Raw genomic sequence first — 25,174 nt, 5'->3', positions numbered from 1 at the left:
AGGTATTGTTGAATGATGATTGGAGTAAGGCAGGGGGAAGCACATTGACAGTCGTAAATTACAAGCTGGAAACATTCGAGGGTCCGCTAGATCTGCTGTTGCATCTGATTGATAAGGCCGAGATCGATATTCAGGATATCCCGATTAGTGATATTACCGATCAGTATATGGCTTTTTTGCACAGTATGCAGGAGCTGGAGCTGGACATTACGAGCGAGTTTCTGGTGATGGCGGCGACGCTCTTATCCATTAAGAGTAAATTGCTGCTTCCCAAGCCACCTGTAATGGAATATGATGATTTGGATTTTTATGAAGAAGAGGATTATGATCCGCGGGATGAACTGGTTCGCAAGCTGGTGGAGTATCGTAAATATAAAGGGATTGCCCGCCATCTGAGTGAACGTGAATGGGAACGAAGTCTGATCTATGGTAAGGAGCCGGAAGATTTGAGCGCATTCCTGCCCACCGAACCCGCCAATCCGGTGCATGGGCTACATGCAAGCGATTTGGTCGCGGCCTTTCAGCGTGCGCTGCGTAAAGCAGAGCGACGTACGACGGTAACCCGTATTCACCGCGATGAAATTTCGGTCAAGGACCGTATTCGCCAGGTCATCGGGGCGTTGGAGATGGTAGGGACGGGAGGACGGCTTTTGTTCTCCAAGCTGATGCATGAGGATATGTATCGGCATGAAGTGGTAGTCACCTTTTTGGCTATCCTCGAACTGATGAAAATGAAGCAGATTTTCTGCTATCAGGAGAAGCTTTTCGATGATATTGTAATGGAGTGGAGAGGGGATTTACGGGTTAATGGATTATCTGAAGCTGAAATCAATTATTGAGGGACTGCTGTTTCTCGCGGGAGAGGAAGGGTTGTCCGCCAAGCAGATCGCCGACATTGTAGAGCAGCAGCAAGAGCTGGTTGAAAAGAGTCTGGAGGATATGAAGCAGGACATGGAGCAGGGAGGAAGAGGTTTGCAAATTGTCCGTATCGCTGGGCATTATCAGCTGGCAACCTTATCCGAACATGCACCTTATTTTGAAAAGCTCGCCTATTCTCCCGCACGTGCCTCGCTGTCTCAAGCGGCTTTGGAGACACTTGCCATTGTGGCCTACCGTCAGCCCATTACAAGAGTTGAAATCGAAGATATTCGCGGTGTCAAATCTGAGCGGGCTATACATACTCTGGTCAACAAGGAGCTAATTGAGGAAAAAGGTCGGGCTGAGGCCATCGGACGGCCGATTTTGTATGGAACGACGAAGTCATTTCTGGATTATTTCGGTTTGGGCTCTTTGGCGGATTTGCCGCAGCCTGAGCTGTTTGAGGACTCAGATAATCTGGAGGAAGAGACACAATTGTTGTTCGAACGTTTGGAGAACAGCCAGCCGGTTATGAATGATACGGAGTCTTGATGCCTGGCAGAAGCCTGTTTTACGGGTTCCTCTTCATGGTTACAGGTTCGAAATTTAGAAAACAGCCAGTCCTCGCATAATGGGGGCTGGCTGTTTAGCGTTTCAGGATGCATGTTTTCCGGGCGAAGGGCCATACTATTTTTGCCATGGTATATCCATGGAGAAAAAAGGCAGGGAGGACTCGCCAGTGTGGAAATGGATCGGTATCGCCATCATCGTCGTTTTGTTACTTGTGCTGGCTGTTCTGCTCTCCCGTATCCGATTGAAGCTGGATATTGCCAAGCATGATAATGATGACCGGGCGCATCTGGAGATCAGATTTCTGTACGGGTGGATTAAAATAAATTATGACATTCCGGCTATTCTGCTGGCAGGTTTGCAAAAAGGGCTTCTCTATCGACTCGATCGCAACAAAAACATACATAAAACCGATGCCACCATTGACAGCGGCACCATCGATAAAGAGAAAATTAAGCGATTTATACACGATGTTCGGATACTTCTGAAAGGAACGCGGTCCTTCCGTCGATGGATACGTCATACGCTAGCCCATGTGACGATGTCGAAAATGGAATGGTCCACCAATATCAGTCTTGCTGACGCTGCTTATACGGCTACCTCTACCGGTATTCTGTGGGGGCTGAAAACGTCACTGATCGGTTTTGCCTCCAGCTTTGTGCGCATGAACTGCACACCCAAGCTGTTTGTCGTGCCCTATTGGGTGGATCGCCTGCGTTTTACTACCACTTTGACCTGTGAGGCAAGTATTTCACTGGGTTATGCCGTTTATTCGATGCTTATGTTGGCTTACCGCATATGGCGCGTACCAGGCGGTCCAGAGGCGTGGAAACGGGTATTCTCCAAGAAACCAGTAAAGCATGAGGAATAATGAGCCATACATATTTCCTTGAACCCCTGCGCACAATAGCGAAAGAAAAGGCAGTCTACGCTTGAACAAAGCAGAGGAGGAATAATCATGTCAGATCACCCGATTCAAGGGCTCATGCAAACCGCGATGGAGAACATCAAAGCCATGGTGGATGTGAATACGATTGTGGGAGACGCGGTGGAAACACCCGATGGTTCCGTTATTTTGCCGATTAGTAAGGTGGGATTTGGCTTCGCAGCCGGGGGCAGCGATTTTAATGTAGATGAAGAGGCACTTCATACATCCTCGTCGTCAGGTGCTCACAGCGGCAAGGAAGGACATCCTTTTGGTGGCGGTAGCGGTGGCGGGGTATCCATTCATCCAATCGCTTTTTTGGTTGTTGGCAAACAAGGTGCACAAATCGTTCCGCTGGATAATCAGACTCATCTGATTGAAAAATTGATCGACTCTACACCATACCTGATTGATAAAGTCCAATCTATCTTCCGGAATGCCGACGTGGATATGCATACTCCGCCTCCACAGGTCCCGGTAGATGTTAACACAGATCACAATCACACTGGCCCAGCTTCTTTGTAACGGTTATTTTTAGCACAGGAGGGTATTCCAAAGTCAGCTACTGGCTAAGGAACACCCTCTTTTTTACATACACTTAACCATAATACTTTTATGCACGGATATACTGTCTTCCACCAATGCTCGCATGTATACCGGGAGGGTGCTCTTGTGAAGGGCTCAGCGCAATTTCTTCTTCCCGGTTTCCTTCAGGGGCAAACTGCGACAGATAGGCAAAATCGGGGTAGATCACTTCATTTGTCAAATAAGCAGAAGTGGTGGCCCCTGGTCGTCGATGACGATTGAGGGAGTCGATGATGCCTTGCGCTGTGTGGATGCCAATCCCATGACCATAAAACGAATCTTCCCTTAGCTTGACAACATTTTCTCCTTTCCACTCCGGCGTTTCGGGTGATACATCAGGATTGTTGAAATACAGAATATCGCCAGGAACAGCATTGTGACTCCCTTGCTCCTGTATGAGTCTGAGATCACTGTCATAGTGCCAATCATACAGCAGCATATCGGCAAAAATCCGATTAAATTCACTTTCCAGAATGGAATCCAGCACTCCTTTGTAGAGCACAATGACCATAGCTGTCGCACACTCAAAGGCATATTTATGCCCATTCACAAAAATATCCCTGATCCCCTGCGCCGGAGTGATACCTGCTTTAATCTGAAATCCGCCTTTGTCCGTCAATTCCCAAAATTGCTCGTTGCTGCGTGCTGTATCAAAGGTGGCGAAGGATACACCGCTTCGATTCAAGGCTTCAGCTGCCTCAACAATCCGGGCTCTTAAGATCGTTTCAAACTGTTGCCGCTGCATGTGGTAACCTCCATTCACTCATCAAGTTTAGTAACTATTATATATATGTCATCTGGAGTGCAAGTTGCCTGGTTTCCTTCAAAAAGTAAGAGGAAGAGAGGGACGGTACACCATTATCTCTGGAGGGATTTTCTGCTATAAAGGTGGACATACTTTGAACAGCTTGGACATAGAATGGTACAAGACTTGTTCAAAACCGGAGGAATCCAAATGTTTAAAAGAAAGCCAACAATCCAAACGGGCCACAGCCAGCTTTTGCCCAAGACACGCGTTTTTGTGTTGCCGCTGGCACTGCTGCTCGTCTTGACATTGCCGCTCACACTGCTGAGTCCGCAGGCTGCTTGGGGAGCAGTGAAAAAGGAGGAATTCCCACCTGCTTTTACTACACATGCACAGGCTTCATCTCTAATTGATGTCACATCAGGAAGAATCATATACTCTGCCGAGGGTGACCGAGAGCTGCGTATTGCCAGTCTCACCAAAATTATGACCGCGATCGTAGCCATCGAACATGGACGCTTGCAGGATCCGGTAAAGGTGAGTCCGACGGCTTTTGCCAAAGAGGGTTCCTCGCTTTTTCTCCAAAAGGGTGAACAAATGACACTGGAAAATATGCTGTACGGCTTGATGCTCCGTTCCGGTAACGATGCGGCTTCCGCCATTGCTGAGCATGTAGGAGGGACGGAGGAAGGATTTGTTCATTTGATGAATGAGAAGGCGGTTGAGCTTGGACTAAGCCATTCCCACTTTGCTAATCCGCATGGACTGGATGCCGAGGGGCACTATTCCTCTGCCAATGATATGGCCCGGCTTACCGCTTATGCGCTGCATAATCCGACCTTTGCCCGCATTGTGAAGACGGAGTTAAAAAAAGCGCCTAATCCGAATGAATCATGGGATTATTCATGGCATAACAAGAACAAGATGCTGAGGCTCTATGAGGGAGCTGATGGTGTGAAAACGGGTTTTACGAAAAAAGCGTTTCGCTGTCTGGTCAGCTCAGCTACACGGGACGGTCGCCAGCTTGCCGCTGTTACCTTAAATGATGGAGACGATTGGAACGATCATGCCCGTATGCTCGACTACGGTTTCCGATATTATCCGCTCATTCCGATTACGGACAAGCAGCAGCCGATTGACGGTTATCCGCTGCTGACAGGCACAAGCTTTGCCTATCCTCTGCATGATGGGGAGAAGGCGCAGCTGCACAAAAGACTGGTCCTGTATAAAAAGGCCAAGTCTAACAGAGCTGACGTATCCTTCGGTTTGCGGGGACGTGTCGAGTTCCTGCTGGAAGGCAAGCTTATTGGCTCCGTTCCTGTGTATGACAAAGGCAGCTTGCTGCCCGCCCGAAGCACAGTACAGCCACAACAGGAAATTCCGACTGCCCAAGCTCCTGCAAGCCGTAGCATCCAAAAGCGTACCTGGACGAGCGGATGGAGCGAAATTTTAAGAAATCTGTTCGGAGCATAGGGGTTAGGTTACATTCATCGGTGAAAGGGAGGGATCGGCCTTGATTCATCTCATATGGGTGGCCCTGATTTGTATTGGATTTGTGTTTGCCGCCGCGCAGGGAAATATTGAAGTGGTGACCAAGGCGGCATTTGATGGGGCGGCCACGGGCGTTACGGTATGCTTTGGACTGATTAGTGTGCTTGTATTCTGGATGGGTATGATGAAGCTGGCGGAGGATGGTGGGCTTTTGCAGAAAATATCCAAACTGCTCGCCCCGTTTGTAGCCTTTCTGTTTCCTGATGTTCCGCGTAATCATCCGGCAATGGGGTATATCTTGTCCAATATGAGCGCTAACCTGCTCGGGCTGGGAAATGCGGCGACCCCGATGGGCATCAAGGCGATGCAAGAGCTGCAATCGCTCAATCCCGACAAGCAGACCGCTACACCCGCTATGTGTACGCTGCTTGCTTTGAACACGGCCAGCATTACGCTTATTCCAACCACGCTGATCGCGATCCGGCTCAATTATCATTCCGCAAATCCGACAGAAATCGTTGGGACAACGCTGGTGGCGACTGCAATAGCCACCTTTGCCGCGATTGCGGCGGATCGCTGGTACCGTAGCCGGGAGTTACGTCGTCCTCCGGCCAGTCCACCTTCCACATCATCATTGCCGCCACAGAAAACACAGGCACCACAGGGCACGCCAGTAGCTGCGTCCTCTCCGGCTACACCGCCCGTTTCTTCACCTGCCGCTCAGGGATCAGGAATGACGGCTGCCAAGGGCAGAAACACCACTTGGAAAGGATGAGGGAGGCATGCTTTATCTCATTAATCTCGTATCGACTTGGGCCATTCCGGTTATTCTTGCCTTTATTCCTTTATATGCTTATGCCAAAAAGGTACCGGTCTACGATTCCTTTGTGGATGGAGCCAAAGACGGCTTCTCTACGGCCATCAGTATCATTCCTCATCTCGTAGGCATGATGGTGGCTATCAGCATTTTTCGAGCGTCCGGCGCTCTGGATTACTTGATATCCTGGGTAACGCCATGGATCAAAAGCTGGGGCGTACCTGGTGAGGTACTGCCATTAGGACTGTTGCGCCCGTTGACGGGCACCGGCTCGCTTGCGTTTACGACGGATCTGATCCGCACGTATGGCCCGGACTCCATGATCGGTCGCATTGCTTCGACGATTCAGGGCAGCACAGATACGACACTCTATGTACTGACTGTATATTTTGGCGCGGTAGGTATCCGAAATGGGCGTTATGCCTTGAAGGTGGGGCTGTTTTCAGACGTGGTCGGTTTTGTGGCAGCGATTGCGATTTGCCTGCTTGTATTTTGATTCCTGCATTGATTTGTGAACGGGGGTTGTGATTTTGTTCATGGATGGGTATCATTAGCATGAGGTGAATTAGCGAACATGGAAAGATTGCAGAAAATACTGGCCCAGGCTGGTGTAGCTTCCCGACGTAAATGTGAGGAGCTTATTCAGGCGGGTAGCGTGGAAGTGAACGGGGTTACCGTAACAGAGCTGGGAACGAAGGCAGACCCTGATCAGGATATAATTACGGTAAAGGGTAGACCTATCAAAACCGAGAAAAAAATCTATTTAATGATGAACAAGCCTAAAGGCGTGATTACGAGCGCTTCCGATCCGGAAGGCCGTAAAATCGTGTCCGACTATCTGAAAGGCGTTAAGGAGCGCGTATATCCGGTAGGTCGTCTTGATTACGATACTGAAGGGCTGTTGTTGCTCACCAATGATGGCGAGTTCGCCAATCTGCTCACCCATCCGAAGCATCATGTGCCCAAGACGTATGTAGCGACAGTCAAAGGCGTTCCGCACGGAACCGAGCTGGACAAGCTGAAAAAAGGGATCGTGCTGGAGGATGGTATTACCGCACCCGCTGAGGTAGAATACAAGGATGTGGACCCGAACGGCAAAGAGTCTGTAATCCAGATTACCATTTATGAAGGCAGAAACCGTCAGGTCAGACGAATGTTTGAGGCCATTTCCCATCCGGTCATCAAGCTTAAACGTATTGCCTTCGGCGATCTTTTGCTGCAAAATTTGAAGCGCGGCCTGACGAGACCCCTCACCAAGGACGAAATCAACCGTCTCATTCAACTTGCACAGTCAGACAACACGAAAAAGAAACGGACAGGACGGGGGTCATAACCCCGGCCTTTTTGGTGTAAAGAGAGCTGAATGAACAGAGTAAGGTTTGACCGGACACGGGAAAATAGTAAAATAGAGAGAATGCTTTTTTTAACGAAGGGGCTGGGAATATGTCAGAACAAAGCAACCGCATATTAATTGTAGATGATGAAGAACGCATTCGCCGCCTTCTGCGGATGTATCTGGAAAAAGAAGGATATGAAATTGATGAAGCTGAGGATGGCGAAATTGCACTCCAGAAAGCGACTGCAAGCGATTACAGCATTATTCTGCTCGATGTGATGTTACCGGGCATGGATGGAATTGAAGTTTGCACACGTCTGCGTCAGACCAAAGCTACACCTGTGATCATGCTGACCGCCAAAGGCGAGGAAGTAAACCGCGTACAGGGTTTTGAAGTCGGAGCCGATGATTATGTGGTCAAGCCTTTTAGCCCGCGTGAGGTGATTTATCGGGTGAAGGCGATTTTACGCCGTTCGTCAGAAACTGCTTTTTTGACCAAGGAGACGGTGCCGAGCAACAGCATTGTTTTTCCGAATCTTATTATTGAGCATGATGCGCATCGTGTAAGTGCAGGCGGGATTGAAATCAGTCTCACACCTAAAGAGTACGAGCTGCTGCATTATTTGGCTGTATCGCCGGACAAGGTGTTTTCGCGCGAAGAGCTGCTAAAAGACGTATGGAATTATGAATTTTTTGGTGATCTACGCACGGTGGATACACATGTCAAACGGCTTCGTGAAAAGCTGAACAAAGTATCACCGGAGGCAGCGGCTATGATTACAACGGTTTGGGGTGTCGGCTACAAGCTGGAGGTTCCAAAATAACGTGAGCTTCTGGAGATCGCTGGTAGGCAAGCTGTGGATCACCATCATTTGTCTGGTAGGCTGTGTGCTTATTTTTCTGGGACTTTTTTTGTTGCCTTACATCAACAGGAATTTCGCCGCATATGAATCGACGGAAATCAAGCATTTATTCACCTATACATGCATTGTCGGCTTTTTACTTACGACTTTTTTTGCTCTGTTTCTTTTTACTAAAATCACGCAGCCTATGCAGCTGTTGATTCAGGCGGCGAATGCGATCCGTGAGGGAAGATATGATACACGGCTTTCGCTGGTAACGAGTGACGAGATTGGCGAACTGGCGAAAACTTTTAATCATATGTCTACGGAGCTGGAAGCGACGATCCGCAGTCTGAATGAGGAGAAGAATCATCTGTCCAGCGTGCTGAGAAGCATGTCTGATGCTGTAATGACCTTCGACAGAAGCGGACAAATCATTTTAACGAATCCGCCTGCGCAAAGTCTGCTGGATAGCTGGAAAAAGCTGGAGTGGCAAGAGCATGATCAGGAGGAATTCGGAGTGTCTGTACCTGGGCCGTTGCTGCCGTTGTTCCACACCGTTATGGACAGGGGAGAGGACGGCGGGGACTATATTCATGTAAAACAGGGCTCATGGTCGGTACAAATGGCGCCGTTGTACACGGATAATGTAATTCGTGGCGCTGTCGCTGTACTCAGAGATATCACGGAGGAAGTCAAGCTGGAGAAGATGCGGAGTGACTTTGTCGCTAATGTGTCCCATGAAATTCGTACACCGCTTTCCATGATGCAGGGCTACAGCGAGGCCTTGCTCGATGGAATGGCTGGTTCACCAGAAGAATCCGAGGAATTGGTGCGGGTCATTCATGATGAATCGTTGCGTATGGGAAGACTGGTAAAGGATCTGCTAGATCTGGCTCGAATGGAGGCAGGGCATACAGACATGCACCGTCAGGAAGTGGATGTCAATGAACTGATCGAGCGTGTTCACCGTAAATTTACGGTGCGCTCAAAGGAACAGGGGCTGACGCTCGATTATCATGAGCAAGGTCAGCATCTACTGCTACCTGAAGCAGACGAAGACCGATTGGAGCAGGTGCTGACCAACTTGTTAGATAATGCGTTCAGGCATACGCCCGGCGGAAAAAGTGTTACCATTAGTGCCGATCAGATTTTGGGGGAACGGCATGAGCTGATTCGCATTCGGATTAAGGATGAAGGTGTGGGCATTGCCAGTGAGGACCTGCCTTATATTTTTGACCGCTTTTACAAGGCAGACAAGGCCAGAGTGCGGGGCGTGGACAAAGGAACCGGTCTGGGGCTTGCGATTGTCAAAAATATTGTGGAGGCTCACGGAGGCTCTGTCACTGCTGCCAGCGTATTGGGAGAAGGGACGGAGTTCACTATTTTGCTGCCGATCTCCAAAAAACAAAGTCGGGCTCTGCAACAGGGTTTATAAGCCAACAGCAGAATATACCCCGGTTCGCAGGCATCCTCGGAAGAGGGTGCTTTTTGTTGAAAAATCAGCATTTATCTTGTTCAACGTGGAACATTCAGCTTCCAAAACAGGTGCGTCAAATGATGGTTATGGATATATAAAAAAGACGCCCGGTTCGCCGGGCGCCGCTGTTATTAAAGCAAGAGCATGTTAACATGCTCTAACGCTGCTGATCATTAATCGAGTACCACTTCTTGAGCGGTATTCAGATCAGGCAAGCCAACCAGTTGGATCAGCACGTCTTTAGGAACGGCTTTATCAACGGTCAGAATCATGATGGCTTCACCACCGACAATTTTACGTCCTACCTGCATGGAGGCGATATTCACGCCGTTCTCCCCGAGCAGAGTGCCGACGCGCCCGATAATGCCGGGTTTGTCATTGTGGGAGATGAGCAGGAAATGCGCTTCTGGTGCCACGTCCACCGGGAACTGGTTCAACCGGACGATACGTTCGCCATAGCCTGCGAGCAGGGTACCTGCTACACGTTGCTCCTCTCCGCTTTGCGTTTTGAGCGTGACGGTGATCAGGTTGGTAAAGCCCTTGGTAGCCGGAGCCTGAGACACGACAAGATGGATGTCACGTGTTTTGGCAAGGTGGACAGAGTTTACAATGTTAACATCGCTGCCCAGATGGCGACTGAGCACACCTTTCAAGATATAACGTGTCAGTGGTTGTGTATCTACAGAAGACAGATCACCTGCGTAATCCACCTGGATTTCACGTACAGCCTGATTCGTCACTTGAGCGGCAAAGCTGCCCAGCTTCTCGCCAAGCGAGAAATAAGGCTGCAATTGCGTCATCACATTGGATGGCACCGGAGGCATGTTGACCGCATTTTTGAACGGCTCATCACGCAAAATGTGCAGCACCTGCTCGGATACGTCGATCGCTACATTCTCCTGAGCTTCTACCGTGGATGCACCCAGATGCGGAGTAACGATAATTTTCGGATGGCTCAGGAAAGGGTGATCCTGTGCTGGCGGCTCCGATTCGAATACGTCAAAGGCTGCGCCGGCAACGATGCCTTCATCAATGGCTTCAACGAGAGCCATTTCATCGACAACGCCGCCGCGGGCACAGTTGATGATACGCATCCCTTTTTTCATCACTTCAAACTGCGGACGGGCAATCATATGCTTCGTTTCCGGTGTTAACGGTGTGTGTACCGTCATGAAATCCGCGTTGCGGATAATTTCGTCCACACTTGCCAACTTGATGCCCAGCTTCTCGGCGCGTTCTTCCGTCAGAAACGGATCATAGCCGAGGATGCTCATGCCGAAGGCTTTGGCACGTTTGGCCACCTCGCTGCCGATGCGTCCCATACCGAGTACGCCAAGCGTTTTGTTACGCAGCTCAACACCGAGGAATGTTTTACGATCCCATGTACCGCTGATGGTTTTGGCATACGCCTGTGGAATATGACGCGCCAGAGCCATCATCATGGCAAAAGTATGCTCACATGTCGTAATTGTGTTGCCGTCAGGGGCGTTAATGACGATAATTCCGCGTTGTGTTGCTGCTTCCAGATCAATATTGTCCACTCCGACACCAGCGCGTCCGACAACCTTGAGGTTCTTACCTGCCGTCATAATGCGTTCTGTTACCCGGGTTTGGCTACGAACAAGCAGTGCATCATAGTCACCAATAATTTGAACTAATTCGTCCTCGCTGAGACCTGTGTTCTTGTCTACCGTTACATCGTCTGCATCCATCAGTTGCTGGATGCCCAGGTCACTGATCGGATCGGATACTAAAACTTTAAACATTTGGTTTCCTCCTCAAAGTTAACTTCTTTTATGGACAGGATGTACTTCAACTGAAATACATTCCATAAAGAACGTGAAAAAAACTTGAGATGCTTCTGAAAAACAGAAGATCGCAGACAGCACTAACGTGATAACGCATTGACGCAGAAAAGGGGTAAAATAGCATTTGGCACCAAGTTGACGGTTAAAAAGGTCATATGCAGAACCGCTTTGCGGTTTGCGGGCATCAAAAAAACTCCCGAATCACATACTATCTCCATAGTAAGGGACGAGAGTTTATCGTGGTACCACCCTAATTCGCAGCCGTTTCACAACGGACTGCCTTCAGCGGTCATAAATATGACCGAAAGGATAACGGTTTTCTGCCGATTGCATCTAATGCCGGGAATCATCCCGAGGCTTCGGTGCAATAACTCAGGAGCGCTAAAAGTAATTACTCCGTCACCGGCTTCCACCCAAGCACCGGCTCTCTGAAGACGAAATCAATACCTTTTCTCCATCATTGTTGTTGTCGCTAATAATTTTTTCATAATGTATCATGGCTTACATGGACATGTCAATAGGACATGTGACATGCGTGGACACCGGGCTAGATACATAGCTGCAGAATGCAGAATAATAAGTTTTAAGCCTTCTTGAATCCGTTCGACTTTTTGGCTATGATGCTTAAGAAGACTATGCAGAGGACTAACTACTATGAAAAAGCTTAAAGTGAAATGGAAAAGAGCGCAAATTCATGAATTGAATGACCGCTTGCTGCTTTACAATTTGTATCTAACCCAGGGACTGACCCTGATAGTCGGGGCAATCTGGATTATTTTTCAGAAAAGAAATGTGCTGGAGTTGTTTGCGTGGCCGAACAGTCTGCATGTTTTATGGTGGGGGTTGGGACTGGCTGCGGCTATGCTGCTGGTGGACCTGCTCCTGTCTCGGGTTATGCCCGAGGATGCTATGGATGACGGGGGCATTAACCAGATGCTGTTTCAAAACCGCCCCATCTGGCATATTGTATGTATAGCAGCCATCGTTTCGATCTGTGAGGAACTATTGTTCAGAGGGGCGATTCAGTACAGCTTTGGGCCTTACTGGACAAGTATCTTGTTTGCGGTCATCCACATCCGGTATTTGCGGCATTGGATTCCAACAGGCTGGGTTTTTCTGAGCAGTTACGGTTTGGGCTACATATACGTGCAGACCGGTAGCCTGTGGGCGCCGATTATTTGTCATTTTGTGATTGACCTCATATCCGGTTTGGCGCTACGTTTTCGGAGGTATGAAGCATGAATCAGGAACTTAGCAGAGTGCAGACTTACGGCAGCCGCCGAAATGGACGCAAGAGCAAGGAAGAAAACAGTCCAAAACCGGTTCGCTCCCGTGCTTCACGGCCCGCACCGGAATTGGCTCACGTTGCTGCTGCACGGGAAGTTGCTGTGACGATGGAGGAGGATGCTCCTGTCAGCGAGTACCGGACACGGGCAGAAATGTTTCCGTCCCGCCGTATCCGGGTGAGCAAGTGGTTTTTAAATTTTTTGAGCACACTTTTTGTGCTCATTACAGCAGCATTGCTGTGGTGGGGCATCAAAGGGGCACCGCCCATTAGTAAAATGCTCTGGTAATTTTAAACCTGTGTGGTCGCTTGTGAGTAGAGTTATTTACAGGCACAGGCACTGCAAACGGTATACTAAAAGAGCCTCCTTACCCGCTTATATGACTTGCGGGAAATGGAGGCTCTTTTTGCAATCGTTTAGGATCGGTAATAGAAGCACAAGGGCCTGTTAGCTGGCAGGCACCTCAATACTTTGTGGATCGACAAATTGGTAACCCTTTTGCTCCAGATGGGTCAACAGGCTATCCAACGCTTCTGCTGTCCATGGCAGCTCATGCATTAAAATATTGCTGCCCGGATGCAATTGCTCCGTTACATTCTTGAGAATTGCATCGGTTTTATTTGGCTGACTCTTTTTCATTGTCCAATCGAGCGAACCAACGGACCATGTCATATATAAAAGTCCGTTTTCCTTGGCGACCTTGCGGCCGACATCCCCACCTGCACCATGAGGAGGACGGAAGAACACTGGCGTTTGCCCCGTTGTATCCTCAACAATTTTTTGCACCGATTCAATTTGCTTTTTCACTTCGGCCTCGGATTTGTTCTTTAGCACGATGTGATCCCAGCTATGGTTGCCAATAGGCTGCCTACGGTCATGTATGAGCTTGAGCAGCTCAGGGTGCTCCTTCACGCGGTAACCGTTTACGAAGAAAATGGCTTTGGCCTTGTGCTTGTCCAGAATATCAATGATTTCGTTGATCATGACCGCTTCCTTGGGTCCGTCGTCAAAGGTCAGTAAAACAACCTTTTTCTCCGCCCCTTGTTGGTTAGGAACCACGTTGTAAGCCTTGTCCAAATGATACGTTTTGTCAACGGTAGCCGTTAAATTTGTAGCCTCGTTGCTGTCGGCGACGGTCTTGCCAGTTTGCAGCGTTGTTTGGGCTGTTGAGTTATTACTATGATTACTGCCTGCTTGTTCACTGCTGTTGGTTGGGGAAGAAGCTGTGCCCTGCCCTTTGTCTGTGTTGTCACTGGTTTCAGACGTTGCCTGGGTCTGGTTATTGCTTGTGGCTGCCGATTCCGGCTTGGCCGCAGTGCAAGCACTTAGCAGCAGACATGCGGTCAACAAAATGGCTGCTGTTTTTGTACCCATTAATTCATCTCACCTTCCTGTATTTATACCGTATGAGTTTGTCTCTGCTGACGAACACTATGCTTGATTCTACCACAAAGGGAGGTTCTAATTGTGAAAACATCTTCATTTTTCCTGGGAATCGTTTTGGGCGCAGTGGCGAGCGCTATGATCTCCCGAAACCGCAGCATGTTAGGCTTATCTATGGACATGGATGGAAAAAAAGGCGGTAATCTGGTTCAAAAAGCCCGTACCAAAATGATGGACGCGGCGTTCCCCGGAATGGGTGATATTACGCTTAACAAGCAAGACACCCATAAGGACCACGATCACCGTTCCACAACAGATAAGACAGCTCATAGCGCCCATACAGCCCAAAATAAAGAAGAAAATATGAAGCTGATTAAAGATTTTATCAGCACCAGTCCCGATGTTAAGCGTGAGGTCGAGCAAATCCTGAAAGAAACTCATACAGCCGTACCGGGTTTGTAACCCGGAACCTCTATCCCGAATCATTTTGCGGCTTTTTTGTAAAAGCCGTTCAAATGATTCTTTTTTTTATCATTTTTATTTCGTGCATTTACGATTATAAAATGATAACATGATTACATAGAACCATTTTCTTCACAAGCACCATAAATGCATCATAATCTGTTAATAACACTCGGCTGCCAGGAGGAGGGTCCAGTATGAAAATAGAAAGACTGAGTCAGGACAAGATACGGATTTTCCTTACCTTTGACGATTTGAGCGAACGCGGTATTCAAAAAGACGACATGTGGCAAGAGATTCCAAGAGTCCATGAGCTGTTCACCGAAATGATGGATCAGGCATATAGTGAGCTGGGCTTCGACGCCACGGGACCTTTAGCTGTCGAAGTATTTGCGCTTCCTGCTCAGGGCATGGTAGTTATCGTCACTCGTGGGAAATACGACCACCAGCAATATGGTTCGGGTCCTGATGATGAGCTTCCGGAGGAAGTATATGAAATGGAAGTTACGCTGGAGCACAGCGATTCCATCGTCTACGCGTTTAGCGATTTCGAAGTACTCATAGAAGCGGCTCACATGCTCCGTAGTAACACCACGGATGCAGGTAAGCTGTATCATTATAGAGGAAAATGGATTCTGCACTTGGAACCGGAAGAAGTGGAAGAGCCCAAGCTTGCGGCCTTGATCGCGGTTCTTGCTGAATTTGGGGAAGGCTCATCCGTAACACCGGCAATGCTGGAGGAGTATGGCAAGCTGGTCATTCCTGAACAGGCGATTGATGTCATCTGCAATCATTTTGACAGCCGCTCTTAATGAGGCTTAAAGAAAAGTAATATCGAAGTGACATTGTCGGCTCTGCGCTGAATGCAGGGCCGACTCATTTTTATGGAGGGATGATCGGTGCTTCTGTTTTCTGTTTTAGCGGCAGCAACTGCGCCGGGTCTCGCCTTATTAATGTATTTTTACTTGAAGGACAGATATGAATCCGAGCCGCTGCACATGGTTATCAAAGTGTTTTTGCTCGGCTTTTTGATGGTACTGCCTGTCATGATTTTTCAACGTGGGTTGCTGCTTTGGCTGGGGGATAACACGTTAATCCAGGTGTTCGGCATTTCGGCCGGAGTGGAAGAGTTTTTCAAATGGTTTTTGCTGTACCACTTTATATATAATCATACCGAGTTCGATGAACCTTATGACGGTATTTTGTATGCCGCCGCAATCTCGCTTGGATTTGCAACCGTTGAAAATCTGTTGTACGCATGGGCAGGCCACGCTTCTGTTAGTATGATGCTGATGAGATCATTGCTTCCAGTATCCGGTCATGCGATGTTTGGAGTCATGATGGGCTATTACATGGGGAAGGCCAAGTTTTCAGAGGACTGGAAAAGCAAATATATGTTGCTTCTGTCACTGGTACTTCCGTGGTTCTGGCATGGCATATATGACCTGATTCTGACGACAATTTCGCATGACTGGATCTGGTTTATCATCCCTCTGATGGCATTCCTCTGGTATGGAGGGATGGCGAAAATCAGTAGGGCCAATAACCGCTCTCCATTTCGACTGTTCAAACGGGAAGGAAAGGTTAATTTGTAACAAATTGGGGCACACTGATCTGACAAACCTGTTAGAGAAAGAGGTGTCTTTTTTTTGCGTATTAAAGTGAGAATACATTGTAAAAGCTGTGGTGAACGTTTCGTACTGAGAGGACAGATGGAGCAAGGGAGTGTTCAGACCGGATTTAAGCGCTGTATCTGCGATCACTGTGAGTTTATTATCGAAGTTATGGAAAACCATGCATAAGAGAGCATTCTTCTTGTCACACTATCGTTAGTGTACTTGAAGAAAGGAGACTCCCAATATGTATAGACGACTTAGTACCGTAATGTTTCCGATTGTTACCCTGATTATGATAGGAGCATTTGTGTGGGGTTATCGGGAAAGCCAGATGAGAAAAGAGGTGTCTCTTCAGGCAAATAGCATGTCGATTAAAGCGGAAAATCAATATCAGCGTGCGTTTCATGATTTGTCGTTTCATATGGATCAGTTGCATTCACAACTCGGGAACGCTATTGCAGTTCACAACACGTCACACGCCATGCATCGCAAATGTCTGATGAATGTGTGGAGAATTACAAGCGAGGCCCAAAATGAGGTCAACCAGTTGCCGCTCAATGTGATGCCTTTTAATCATGCGAAGGATCTATTGTCACATCTATCTGCATTTGCGTATCAAACGTCTGTCCGTGATTTGGATCACGAGCCATTGAATGAGAAAGAATTATCAAATCTGAAAACCTTATACACTAATTCCAGAGAAATTTCGAAAAATATGCACGAAGTCCGGCAAAAAGTCCTCAGCAAAAATTTGCGTTGGATGGATGTCGATACAGCCCCAGGCTCCCAGACCGGGCCTAAGGACAACACCATTATTGACGGCTTCCAAACTGTAGACAAAAAAGTGGAGAATTATAAGGAGCTGGATTGGGGACCATCCGTGGCTAGCATCTATGATAAACGCTCTGTGAAGAAGCTGAGTCTTCCTGCTGTGAACGCGGAGCAAATTAAGCGGAACGCGGCTGAATTTACAGGGAAACCGGAAAGCCAAATCCGTGTCCATGAAAATGGTAAAGGAACGGAATGGGCATCTTATACAGCTACTCTGTATAACAAACAGAAGCCTGTAGCCACCATGGATTATACCAAAAAAGGCGGCAAGCTTATTTCTTACCATGATATGAGAACGGTTGGGCCGAAGAAATCAACTCGCAATGAGGCGGTTCGCTATGCGAGTGAGTATCTCCAACGTAAGGGATATCCAGGGATGAAGCCTGTTTCTTATGATGAAAGTGGAAATTTAGCCAACATCACATTTGCCACTCAAAAAGGGGATGTGATCATCTATCCAGAAAAAATCACAGTTAGATCCGGTCTCGATAACGGGCAAGTGATCGGTTTTCAATCGAGTGACTACGTGTATGAGCACAGTCATCTCCGCCGTATTCCGAAGGCTAAGCTGGATGTGAAGGCAGCACGTGCGAAGCTGAACCCTGAGTTTCGTGAAACTTATCACCGGAAAGCACTGATTGAAAATGAACTGTCCAAAGAGGTTCTGTGTTACGAATTTGGCGGGAAAATCAACGGTTCCATTTATCGAATCTACATTAACGCTGATACGGGGATGGAAGAAACGATTGAGCAAGTTAAAGATTCGGACGAACCGGCTTCTGGAAGTAATGTTTAAGTGTAAATAGGGTAAATACGTAAAAATGAACCATTAGTCATGCTAAACCTCCTTCATTAAGGAGGTTTTTTTGTGCTTTTGACATGGTTATAACAAATATAATGCTTAAAATAGGCACAAAGTCGTGGTATTATATACCTTATTAAAGCTTTTAAATGGACAAGGATGGTGAGCGGTTTGTTTCCTACAATTAATGATGTGCTATACATACAAGTGGCTGGTACCGATCATGCGGATGAACATTTTGAATTTAAGTCACGTATTGCGGAAGAGGAGTCCCAGAACTTTCTAATAGAGATACCCATGTCTCAAACGAGCGGGCAACTGAAAAAACTGTTTTTAGGAGAAGAACTGTCGATATTTTTTATGAGCGAGGGCGGGATAAAAAACTATTTCAATACCCACGTTACTGGCTTTAAAGAGGATGTGCTCCGGATGGTTCGCATTCACAAGCCTGTCCCAGACAGCATCAGCAAAATTCAGCGTCGAAATTTTCTACGGGTTCAGGCCAACCTGGAAATAGCGGTAAAGTATGGATTAAACGAATCAAGGTTTGTAGCTGAGACACATGATGTAGGAGGTGGAGGCGTTTCTTTTCAGACTCAAGGATCACATCACCTGGAAGAAGGTGAATCATTGTCCTGCTGGATTCTGGTCCCTTATAAAAATGGAACTCAGGAGCATGTCCCGTTCCAATCCGAAATTGTACGTATTCAGCAAATGGAAAATGGTCGCAGGCTAATCATGCTGAAATATGAGGAAATTGCTGATCAGGAGCGTCAAAAGCTTATCAAATATTGCTTTGAGCGTCAGTTGGAATTCCGGGGGAGATAGCTTTCATCCCGGTTTATTCTTTTTTTGTTAAACCTGCCGTTCATTTTGCATCAACTCTGAATGTGTGGTATAATTTTCACGTCGCAGGCAATGCCTGCTTTTTTCTTGAGGTTAGGTTAGGAGGAATTACCCGTTGGCAAGGCAACATGTATCTTCAAGTAATAAAATAAATGTAGCCATTGATGGACCTGCTGGTGCAGGGAAAAGTACGGTGGCCCGCTTGGTAGCGAAAGCACTTTCTTATGTTTATGTAGATACCGGAGCGATGTACCGGGCAGCAACATGGTACATGATGCGCAAGGAAATTCCGGCGGAAAATGTACAAAAAGTGCTTCAATATGTGCCTGAGCTGGTGATTGAATTAGTACCGGACCCTACAGGCCAAAAGGTTTATTGTAACGGGGAAGATGTAACGACAGTAATTCGTTCGATGGAAGTGACAGGCAAGGTGTCACAGTATTCGAGTATTGCGGGGTTGCGTTCGCGTTTGACTGAAAACCAGCGTGAAATGGCCGCGCGTAAAGGTGTCGTTATGGATGGTCGCGATATTGGAACCACTGTGCTTCCTGATGCGGAAGTCAAGGTGTTTATGACCGCAAGTGTTCAGGAACGTGCCTCTCGCCGGTTTAAAGAACTAAGCGGAGCTGATGATATCACTCTGGAGCAGCTTGAACGTGACATTGCGGCGCGTGACAAGCTTGATGAGGAGAGGGAGGTATCCCCGCTTCGTTGCAGTGACGACGCTATCGTGCTGGATACGACCCATATGGGCATTCAGGATGTCGTCGATACCATTGTATCTTACTGCACCACGGCGAAGGATGGAGAGATCAGCCAATGATATATGCTGTATGCGTCCGTATTTTGCGTCTCATATACCGCTTTCTGTTCAGACTTGAGGCGGTAGGCAGGGGAAATGTTCCTGCTGAGGGCGGAGTACTGTTGTGTTCTAATCATATTAGTAATCTGGACCCGCCGACAGTTGGCATTTTGCTGGATCGAAAGGTTCACTTTATGGCGAAAGCCGAGTTATTTAATACTCCTGTACTTGGTCCGTTGATTGACAAGCTGGGAGCTTTTCCGGTCAAACGCGGTGGTGTGAGCAAGGAATCCATTAAGCTGGCCTTGACCATTTTGCGTGACGGCAAGGTTATGGGAATCTTTCCAGAAGGCTCCAGAGGAGCCGGGGGAATCGGTAAAAAGGGTGCTGCCAGCTTTGCGCTGCGTAGTGGAGCGGCTGCCGTTCCGGTCGCCATTGTTGGTGATTACAAGCTTTTCCGTAAAACTAAAGTGATATACGGCAAACCTGTTAATTTGGATGCTTACCAAAAAAGGCGCCGTTATCGAAGGAGATCCACTTGAGCTGGCAACAGAAGAGATTATGTCTCGTATTCGTACAATGCGAGAAACCGGCGAGCCTACGAATAACTAAAAGGCTTGCATGAATTGTGTCTAATCTCGGAAAACTAGAACAGAAGTTTATCAGTGTTTTGAACTCTGCTACGCGCAGGTTTAAATAAATGGTTTTTTTGAATTGAGGAGGGTATTGACATGTCGGAAGAAATTAAAAATCAAGAAGCTGCTGAAGCGGCAAATCAAGACGAGCTCGATCAAATCGTCTCCCTGAAAAAAGGTGACACCGTTAAAGGTACAATCGTGAAATTGGAAGATAACCAAGCGGTAGTAAGCATTGGATATAAATACGATGGAATTATTCCAATTCGCGAGTTGTCTTCTGGTTTGGACAACGCAGAAGAAGCAGTACAAGTAGGCCAAGAGGTTGAAGCTAGAATTATCAGCATCGACGACGGCAAAGAAAAACTTGTCCTGTCCAAACGTGCAATCGACAGTGAAAATGCTTGGGAAAAGCTGGAGCAGCTGTTTGAAAGCAAAGAAGTATTTGAAGTGGTTGTTAATGATGTCGTTAAAGGCGGCATCGTTGTAGACGTGGGTCTGCGCGGATTTATCCCTGCATCCATGGTAGAACGCCATTTCGTTGAAGATTTCAGCGATTATAAAGGCCGCACATTGCGTGTTGTCGTGAAAGAGCTGGATCGTGAGAACAACAAGGTAATCCTTTCTCAAAAAGACGTTCTGGAAGCAGAATTTGAAGCCAACAAGCTTAAAGTAATGGCTGAGCTGAAAGAAGGACAAGAAATCGTGGGTACGGTTCAACGTCTCACTCAATTCGGTGCTTTCGTTGACGTAGGCGGCGTGGATGGTTTGGTTCACGTATCTGAAATTGCCTGGACTCATGTTGACAAACCTTCCGATGCGGTTTCTGAAGGAGAACAAGTAAAAGTGAGAGTCCTGAAAGTGGACCCTGAAAAAGGAAAAATCAGCCTGAGCATGAAAGCTGCACAGCCTGGTCCTTGGGAATCTGCTGCTGGACAATTTAACAACGGTGACGTTGTAACAGGCGTTGTTAAACGTCTGGTTAACTTCGGTGCATTCGTTGAAATCGCTTCTGGCGTGGAAGGTTTGGTTCATATCTCCCAAATTTCCCACAAACACATTGGAACTCCACAAGAAGTTCTGGAAGAAGGACAAGAAGTTAAGGTTAAAATTCTTGAAATGAATCCTACTGAAAAACGTGTTAGCCTGAGCATTAAAGAAACTGAGGAAGCTCCAGAAGCTGCTCCAAGAGCAGAAAGAGCGCCACGTGCATCCCGCGCGCCTCGTGAGGAACTGAACAATCCGAACGTTTCTTTGAACAATTCTGGTCTGAGCATTACGCTTGGCGAACGTTTTGGCGATAAACTGAACAAATTTAAATGAGTTTGAATCAATACACTTTATAAGCATAACGTACACCATCGGCGGACCCAGAGGGTTCGCCGATTGTTGTTACGTGACAATATCGCTAACAGGCATGTTTTTTGCTATGATGAGAGCGGAAGAATTGACAGGAGGAGTGAATTTATGGCAAGACCCGTTGTGGCTATTGTCGGTCGTCCGAATGTGGGTAAATCCACCATTTTTAATCGGATTATCGGAGATCGTTTATCCATAGTGGAAGATAAGCCTGGAATCACCCGTGACCGTATTTATGGTATATCGGAGTGGAACGGTAAATCCTTCAGTATTATTGATACTGGCGGCATTGAGATTGATGGGGAAGATGAAATCTTGAAATCCATCCGGATGCAAGCCGAACTAGCTATAGAAGAAGCAGATGTTATTGTATTCATGAGTGATGCGAAGGCAGGGATTACGCAATCTGATGAAGAGGTAGCCCAAATGCTGTATCGTTCGGGCAAGCCTGTTGTTGTGGCTGTAAACAAGGTGGACAATCTGGCACGTGCGGATCTGATTTATGAATTTTATTCTTATGGATTCGGCGACCCGATTGCCATTTCTGGTAGCCACGGTATAGGTCTTGGTGACCTGTTGGATGCGATTACGTCCAATTTGCCTGAGCTGGAAGAGGACATTTATGATGAAGATGTGATCCGTGTTGCCTTGATCGGTCGCCCGAACGTAGGTAAATCCTCGCTTGTTAACGCCATTCTGGGAGAGGAACGGGTTATTGTTAGTGACATTGCAGGTACAACGCGTGATGCAATTGATACGCCTTTTGAAAAAGACGGCCAGAAGTATGTACTGATTGATACGGCGGGTATGCGTAAACGTGGTAAAGTATATGAGACGACAGAAAAATATAGTGTGATGCGTGCCATGCGTGCTATTGAGCGTGCAGATGTCGTACTGGTCGTTATTAACGGCGAGGAAGGTATTATTGAGCAGGATAAGCACATTGCCGGTTACGCTTATGAAGCAGGTAAAGCCTCGCTGTTTGTTGTAAACAAATGGGATGTCGTGGATAAGGACGATAAAACGATGCGCCAATTTGAAACTAAAATTCGCGATCACTTTCTGTTTATGACCTATGCTCCGATTGTGTTCTTGTCTGCGAAAACAAAGCAGCGCTTGCAAAAGCTGCTCCCTGTTGTCCAGCATGTGGCGCAGCAGCATGTCTTGCGTATTCAGACGCATTTGCTGAACGATGTTATTTCCGATGCGGTTGCGATTAATCCTCCGCCAACTGACAAAGGACGCCGTCTGCGTATTAACTACGTGACTCAGGTTGCTGTTAAGCCGCCTACGATGGTTGTATTCGTCAATGATCCGGAAATGATGCACTTCTCTTACGAGCGTTATCTGGAGAACAAAATTCGCGCCGCCTTCAACTTTGAGGGAACTCCAATTCGTATCTTTACACGGCGCAAGTCTGACGAAAGTTAGGAGCGAATAGGTTGATTTTACAGATCGTTGCCATCGTACTCAGTTACTTGCTTGGCTCTGTCAGCTTCAGTCTGCTGTATGGAAAATTAAAAGGAATCGACATTCGCCAGCATGGAAGTGGCAATGCCGGCGCGACGAATACGCTGCGCGTGCTAGGAAAAGGCCCTGCCATTCTGGTACTGCTGCTGGACGTACTTAAAGGGATTGTTGCGGTGCTGATAGGGCATTGGCTTGGCGGAAATTCATCCTGGTTACCGGGTTTGTGTGGCATTGCGGCGATTGCAGGCCATAACTGGCCGGTATATTTCCACTTTCGCGGAGGAAAAGGTATTGCTACCGCTATTGGTGTATTGGTCTCGATTGCCTTACTCCCCGCATTGTATGCCGGAATTATTGCGATTCTTGCAATCGTAATTACGCGCTATGTATCCCTTGGCTCGCTGATTTTTGTCATTTTGACACCTTGGATTTTACTGGTACTTGGTTATGCATGGCCGCTCTTCTGGACGGCTCTGGTCATTTGTGTGTTTGCTGTGTGGAGACACCGCACTAACATTGCCAAGCTGGTACGGGGGAAAGAAAACAAGCTTGGCTCCAAAGGAGGAGATCGTCTTGTCTGAGAAAATAGCTGTGCTGGTCGCGGGCAGTTGGGGAACAGCTCTGGCTTCCGTCCTTGCGGCCAATAACAACGATGTCTCTGTCTGGACGAGAAACGAACAGCAAGCTGCTGAAATCAATGAGAAGCATACAAATGAGCATTATTTACCTGGTTCTGTCCTGACTGAACGGATTACGGCTACAACTGATATGGAAGCTGCGGTGTCCGGTGCCAAAGCAGTTATAATCGTAGCTCCTTCCGCTGCTGCGCGTCAGGTGGCGCGTAGTCTGAAAGCATTCTTTACCAAGGATATGCTGATTGTGCATGCCATTAAAGGTTTTGAAACGGAAACACTCAAACGTATGTCCACGGTGATTTCAGAAGAGCTGGAAGTCGCGGAGGGTGATATTGCCGTGCTGTCCGGTCCGAGCCATGCGGAAGAAGTAGTGCGGAAATGCCCTACGACGGTTGTCGTAGCCTCGTCTAATGAGAAGGCTGCACAGGCTGCACAGGAGCTGTTCATGAACTCCTATTTCCGTGTGTATACGAACCGGGATTTGTTGGGTGTGGAGCTATCCGGAGCGTTGAAGAACATTATCGCTCTGGGCGCGGGGATGTCGGACGGATTAGGCTTCGGGGATAATGCAAAAGCCGCTTTGTTGACTCGTGGTTTGGCAGAGATTACCCGTGCCGGAGTAGAAATGGGAGCCAATCCGTTGACCTTTTCCGGGCTTGCGGGTATAGGCGATCTGGTCGTCACCGCAACGAGCCGTCACAGCCGTAACTGGCGTGCAGGCTCACTGCTTGGGCAGGGACAAAAGCTTGATGATGTGCTAGAATCCATGGGCATGGTGGTAGAAGGCATTCGGACGACAAAGGCAGCCTATGCGATCTCGCAAAAGCTGGGCGTTCAGATGCCTATTACGGAAGTGCTGTACGGGGTACTATTTGAAGGACGTGACGTCCGCAAGGCCGTCGAGGCGCTCATGGGGCGCGACCCGAAAACCGAAATGGAAGTCATGCCTCTGCAAACATGGGAACAATGGCATTCATAAAGGTTTAGCTGCACATAAAAACATACAAAAGGCTGTCTCGCAAGTGGATTTTATCTACGGTTGAGACAGCTTTTTTTCAGTTAGGCGTATGGCATGTCTTTCGTAAGCTTAATCACCTTTGGATTCCACCATTCATACACTGAGTTGAGCAATGGCGGAGGAGGGGAGAATGTGAGTAAAAACTTTCCGAAAGATGCGTTGAAGGCCATTAACAAAAAAGGCGGCAAAAACATATCTGAAAATGCGGTGAAAAAGCTGGCAAGCACCGTGAAGGCGGACACGCTTCAAAGTGAAGCACAGCTGCGTCAGCTGATAAAGCAGGTATCTGCGATGGCCAACATTCCGGTGTCGGAAGATACAGTAAGGGATATTGTCGGTGCCGTCAAAAAGAGCGGAATGAGTCCTTCCAATATGGAAGGGTTGATGAAAATGATGATGAAAAAATAAAAATTCCGGCCGTGTACTGGCGGGTTCCATTCTCCGTGAACCAGACAGGTTCACGGTTTTTTTTATATATTCCAGCAGATTCTCGTCTGCTCTCTTATGCATAAAATGTCGAACTGCCATACATAACATGTTATAATGGTGCCCAACAGAAACGGGATGATGGA

Annotated in this window: 26 protein-coding genes, 1 pseudogene and 1 other annotated feature; of the genes and pseudogenes, 24 read left to right on the top strand and 3 right to left on the bottom strand. The window is 47.6% G+C overall.

Annotated features, from left to right (window positions below; all coding sequences use genetic code 11):
- Positions 1-44 precede the first annotated feature (44 nt).
- From QMK20_RS15140 to ytfJ, 4 genes are all read left to right on the top strand, one after another.
- Positions 45-839: a segregation and condensation protein A gene (locus tag QMK20_RS15140; protein ID WP_044646810.1), complete on the top strand. Its 795-nt coding sequence runs from the start codon at positions 45-47 to the stop codon at positions 837-839.
- The gene (scpB, locus tag QMK20_RS15135) at positions 808-1,410 is read left to right on the top strand and encodes an SMC-Scp complex subunit ScpB (RefSeq protein WP_283652275.1); all 603 of its coding nucleotides are present in this window, start codon (positions 808-810) and stop codon (positions 1,408-1,410) included. Before QMK20_RS15140 ends, scpB begins: the two co-directional genes overlap by 32 nt.
- 187 nt (positions 1,411-1,597) lie before the next feature.
- Positions 1,598-2,299: a DUF2953 domain-containing protein gene (locus tag QMK20_RS15130; RefSeq protein WP_283652274.1), complete on the top strand. Its 702-nt coding sequence runs from the start codon at positions 1,598-1,600 to the stop codon at positions 2,297-2,299.
- Positions 2,300-2,386: 87 nt separating this feature from the next.
- Positions 2,387-2,878 (top strand): GerW family sporulation protein, encoded by a 492-nt coding sequence (ytfJ, locus tag QMK20_RS15125; protein WP_137063497.1) that lies wholly within the window; start codon positions 2,387-2,389, stop codon positions 2,876-2,878.
- Between the two features lie 88 nt (positions 2,879-2,966).
- Here ytfJ and QMK20_RS15120 read toward each other — a convergent pair whose 3' ends face one another.
- Positions 2,967-3,683, bottom strand: coding sequence for a protein-glutamine gamma-glutamyltransferase (locus QMK20_RS15120; protein ID WP_283652273.1), 717 nt, complete (start codon positions 3,681-3,683; stop codon positions 2,967-2,969).
- Positions 3,684-3,893: 210 nt separating this feature from the next.
- Between QMK20_RS15120 and QMK20_RS15115 the strand changes: the two genes are divergently transcribed.
- The 6 genes from QMK20_RS15115 to QMK20_RS15090 all read left to right on the top strand — a co-directional run bounded on the left by QMK20_RS15115 (position 3,894) and on the right by QMK20_RS15090 (position 9,607).
- Positions 3,894-5,156, top strand: coding sequence for a D-alanyl-D-alanine carboxypeptidase family protein (locus QMK20_RS15115; RefSeq protein ID WP_283652272.1), 1,263 nt, complete (start codon positions 3,894-3,896; stop codon positions 5,154-5,156).
- 40 nt (positions 5,157-5,196) lie between these two features.
- On the top strand, positions 5,197-5,949 hold the full coding sequence (locus QMK20_RS15110; protein WP_283652271.1) for a nucleoside recognition domain-containing protein: 753 nt from the start codon (positions 5,197-5,199) through the stop codon (positions 5,947-5,949).
- 7 nt (positions 5,950-5,956) lie between these two features.
- Positions 5,957-6,487: a spore maturation protein gene (locus tag QMK20_RS15105; protein WP_283652270.1), complete on the top strand. Its 531-nt coding sequence runs from the start codon at positions 5,957-5,959 to the stop codon at positions 6,485-6,487.
- A 78-nt stretch (positions 6,488-6,565) separates the two neighbouring features.
- The gene (locus QMK20_RS15100; protein WP_025685819.1) at positions 6,566-7,324 is read left to right on the top strand and encodes a pseudouridine synthase; all 759 of its coding nucleotides are present in this window, start codon (positions 6,566-6,568) and stop codon (positions 7,322-7,324) included.
- Positions 7,325-7,434: 110 nt separating this feature from the next.
- Positions 7,435-8,151, top strand: a complete 717-nt coding sequence (locus tag QMK20_RS15095; RefSeq protein ID WP_014282126.1) for a response regulator transcription factor — start codon at positions 7,435-7,437, stop codon at positions 8,149-8,151.
- Position 8,152: 1 nt separating this feature from the next.
- The gene (locus QMK20_RS15090; RefSeq protein WP_283652269.1) at positions 8,153-9,607 is read left to right on the top strand and encodes an ATP-binding protein; all 1,455 of its coding nucleotides are present in this window, start codon (positions 8,153-8,155) and stop codon (positions 9,605-9,607) included.
- 215 nt (positions 9,608-9,822) lie between these two features.
- On the opposite strand, the gene serA is transcribed toward QMK20_RS15090, so the two are convergent.
- Positions 9,823-11,415: a phosphoglycerate dehydrogenase gene (serA, locus tag QMK20_RS15085; protein WP_283652268.1), complete on the bottom strand. Its 1,593-nt coding sequence runs from the start codon at positions 11,413-11,415 to the stop codon at positions 9,823-9,825.
- A gap of 261 nt (positions 11,416-11,676) precedes the next feature.
- Positions 11,677-11,927 (bottom strand) — a binding site (T-box leader).
- Positions 11,928-12,111: 184 nt separating this feature from the next.
- Here serA and QMK20_RS15080 point away from each other — a divergent pair.
- Both QMK20_RS15080 and QMK20_RS15075 read left to right on the top strand, forming a co-directional pair.
- Positions 12,112-12,699 (top strand): type II CAAX endopeptidase family protein, encoded by a 588-nt coding sequence (locus tag QMK20_RS15080; RefSeq protein ID WP_283652267.1) that lies wholly within the window; start codon positions 12,112-12,114, stop codon positions 12,697-12,699.
- On the top strand, positions 12,696-13,031 hold the full coding sequence (locus QMK20_RS15075) for a hypothetical protein (protein WP_283652266.1): 336 nt from the start codon (positions 12,696-12,698) through the stop codon (positions 13,029-13,031). Before QMK20_RS15080 ends, QMK20_RS15075 begins: the two co-directional genes overlap by 4 nt.
- 159 nt (positions 13,032-13,190) lie before the next feature.
- On the opposite strand, the gene QMK20_RS15070 is transcribed toward QMK20_RS15075, so the two are convergent.
- Positions 13,191-14,117: a polysaccharide deacetylase family protein gene (locus QMK20_RS15070; RefSeq protein WP_283652265.1), complete on the bottom strand. Its 927-nt coding sequence runs from the start codon at positions 14,115-14,117 to the stop codon at positions 13,191-13,193.
- Positions 14,118-14,210: 93 nt separating this feature from the next.
- On the opposite strand from QMK20_RS15070, the gene QMK20_RS15065 reads away from it, so the two are divergent.
- The 12 genes and pseudogenes from QMK20_RS15065 to QMK20_RS15010 all read left to right on the top strand — a co-directional run bounded on the left by QMK20_RS15065 (position 14,211) and on the right by QMK20_RS15010 (position 25,010).
- Positions 14,211-14,588 carry a hypothetical protein gene (locus tag QMK20_RS15065; protein WP_283652264.1) on the top strand — a complete coding sequence of 126 codons (378 nt, stop codon included), beginning with the start codon at positions 14,211-14,213 and terminating at the stop codon, positions 14,586-14,588.
- Between the two features lie 197 nt (positions 14,589-14,785).
- Complete coding sequence (locus QMK20_RS15060) at positions 14,786-15,400, top strand: genetic competence negative regulator (RefSeq protein ID WP_283652263.1); 615 nt, start codon at positions 14,786-14,788, stop codon at positions 15,398-15,400.
- An 87-nt stretch (positions 15,401-15,487) separates the two neighbouring features.
- Positions 15,488-16,183 (top strand): glutamic-type intramembrane protease PrsW, encoded by a 696-nt coding sequence (gene prsW / locus QMK20_RS15055; protein WP_283652262.1) that lies wholly within the window; start codon positions 15,488-15,490, stop codon positions 16,181-16,183.
- A 265-nt stretch (positions 16,184-16,448) separates the two neighbouring features.
- Positions 16,449-17,831, top strand: coding sequence for a germination protein YpeB (gene ypeB, locus QMK20_RS15050; protein WP_283652261.1), 1,383 nt, complete (start codon positions 16,449-16,451; stop codon positions 17,829-17,831).
- Between the two features lie 177 nt (positions 17,832-18,008).
- Positions 18,009-18,665, top strand: coding sequence for a flagellar brake protein (locus QMK20_RS15045; RefSeq protein ID WP_283652260.1), 657 nt, complete (start codon positions 18,009-18,011; stop codon positions 18,663-18,665).
- A gap of 133 nt (positions 18,666-18,798) precedes the next feature.
- A complete protein-coding gene (gene cmk / locus QMK20_RS15040; RefSeq protein WP_044646795.1) occupies positions 18,799-19,506 on the top strand; it encodes a (d)CMP kinase in 708 nt (235 codons plus the stop codon).
- Positions 19,503-20,097: pseudogene (locus QMK20_RS15035) on the top strand (lysophospholipid acyltransferase family protein). The gene cmk and the pseudogene QMK20_RS15035 overlap by 4 nt, the downstream one beginning before the upstream one ends.
- A gap of 119 nt (positions 20,098-20,216) precedes the next feature.
- Positions 20,217-21,443, top strand: coding sequence for a 30S ribosomal protein S1 (rpsA, locus tag QMK20_RS15030; protein WP_283652259.1), 1,227 nt, complete (start codon positions 20,217-20,219; stop codon positions 21,441-21,443).
- A 144-nt stretch (positions 21,444-21,587) separates the two neighbouring features.
- On the top strand, positions 21,588-22,910 hold the full coding sequence (gene der, locus QMK20_RS15025) for a ribosome biogenesis GTPase Der (RefSeq protein ID WP_044646792.1): 1,323 nt from the start codon (positions 21,588-21,590) through the stop codon (positions 22,908-22,910).
- Positions 22,911-22,921: 11 nt separating this feature from the next.
- Positions 22,922-23,530 (top strand): glycerol-3-phosphate 1-O-acyltransferase PlsY, encoded by a 609-nt coding sequence (plsY, locus tag QMK20_RS15020; RefSeq protein WP_283652258.1) that lies wholly within the window; start codon positions 22,922-22,924, stop codon positions 23,528-23,530.
- Positions 23,523-24,563 (top strand): NAD(P)H-dependent glycerol-3-phosphate dehydrogenase, encoded by a 1,041-nt coding sequence (locus tag QMK20_RS15015; RefSeq protein WP_283652257.1) that lies wholly within the window; start codon positions 23,523-23,525, stop codon positions 24,561-24,563. The genes plsY and QMK20_RS15015 overlap by 8 nt, the downstream gene beginning before the upstream one ends.
- Positions 24,564-24,734: 171 nt before the next feature.
- Positions 24,735-25,010 carry a stage VI sporulation protein F gene (locus QMK20_RS15010; protein ID WP_044646789.1) on the top strand — a complete coding sequence of 92 codons (276 nt, stop codon included), beginning with the start codon at positions 24,735-24,737 and terminating at the stop codon, positions 25,008-25,010.
- Positions 25,011-25,174 lie beyond the last annotated feature (164 nt).

Source organism: Paenibacillus sp. RC334 (assembly GCF_030034735.1).
GTDB lineage: Bacteria > Bacillota > Bacilli > Paenibacillales > Paenibacillaceae > Paenibacillus > Paenibacillus terrae_A.
This window is presented reverse-complemented; position numbering and strand designations above follow the sequence as displayed.

What these genes read in the sequence shown, in the direction of transcription:
- scpB (WP_283652275.1), top strand. Translation starts at nt 808, where the DNA reads ATGGATTATCTGAAGCTGAAATCAATTATTGAGGGACTGCTGTTTCTC.
- ytfJ (WP_137063497.1), top strand. Translation starts at nt 2,387, where the DNA reads ATGTCAGATCACCCGATTCAAGGGCTCATGCAAACCGCGATGGAGAAC.
- QMK20_RS15120 (WP_283652273.1), bottom strand. Translation starts at nt 3,683, where the DNA reads ATGCAGCGGCAACAGTTTGAAACGATCTTAAGAGCCCGGATTGTTGAG.
- QMK20_RS15115 (WP_283652272.1), top strand. Translation starts at nt 3,894, where the DNA reads ATGTTTAAAAGAAAGCCAACAATCCAAACGGGCCACAGCCAGCTTTTG.
- QMK20_RS15105 (WP_283652270.1), top strand. Translation starts at nt 5,957, where the DNA reads ATGCTTTATCTCATTAATCTCGTATCGACTTGGGCCATTCCGGTTATT.
- QMK20_RS15100 (WP_025685819.1), top strand. Translation starts at nt 6,566, where the DNA reads ATGGAAAGATTGCAGAAAATACTGGCCCAGGCTGGTGTAGCTTCCCGA.
- QMK20_RS15095 (WP_014282126.1), top strand. Translation starts at nt 7,435, where the DNA reads ATGTCAGAACAAAGCAACCGCATATTAATTGTAGATGATGAAGAACGC.
- serA (WP_283652268.1), bottom strand. Translation starts at nt 11,415, where the DNA reads ATGTTTAAAGTTTTAGTATCCGATCCGATCAGTGACCTGGGCATCCAG.
- QMK20_RS15080 (WP_283652267.1), top strand. Translation starts at nt 12,112, where the DNA reads ATGAAAAAGCTTAAAGTGAAATGGAAAAGAGCGCAAATTCATGAATTG.
- QMK20_RS15075 (WP_283652266.1), top strand. Translation starts at nt 12,696, where the DNA reads ATGAATCAGGAACTTAGCAGAGTGCAGACTTACGGCAGCCGCCGAAAT.
- QMK20_RS15070 (WP_283652265.1), bottom strand. Translation starts at nt 14,117, where the DNA reads ATGGGTACAAAAACAGCAGCCATTTTGTTGACCGCATGTCTGCTGCTA.
- QMK20_RS15060 (WP_283652263.1), top strand. Translation starts at nt 14,786, where the DNA reads ATGAAAATAGAAAGACTGAGTCAGGACAAGATACGGATTTTCCTTACC.
- ypeB (WP_283652261.1), top strand. Translation starts at nt 16,449, where the DNA reads ATGTATAGACGACTTAGTACCGTAATGTTTCCGATTGTTACCCTGATT.
- rpsA (WP_283652259.1), top strand. Translation starts at nt 20,217, where the DNA reads ATGTCGGAAGAAATTAAAAATCAAGAAGCTGCTGAAGCGGCAAATCAA.
- der (WP_044646792.1), top strand. Translation starts at nt 21,588, where the DNA reads ATGGCAAGACCCGTTGTGGCTATTGTCGGTCGTCCGAATGTGGGTAAA.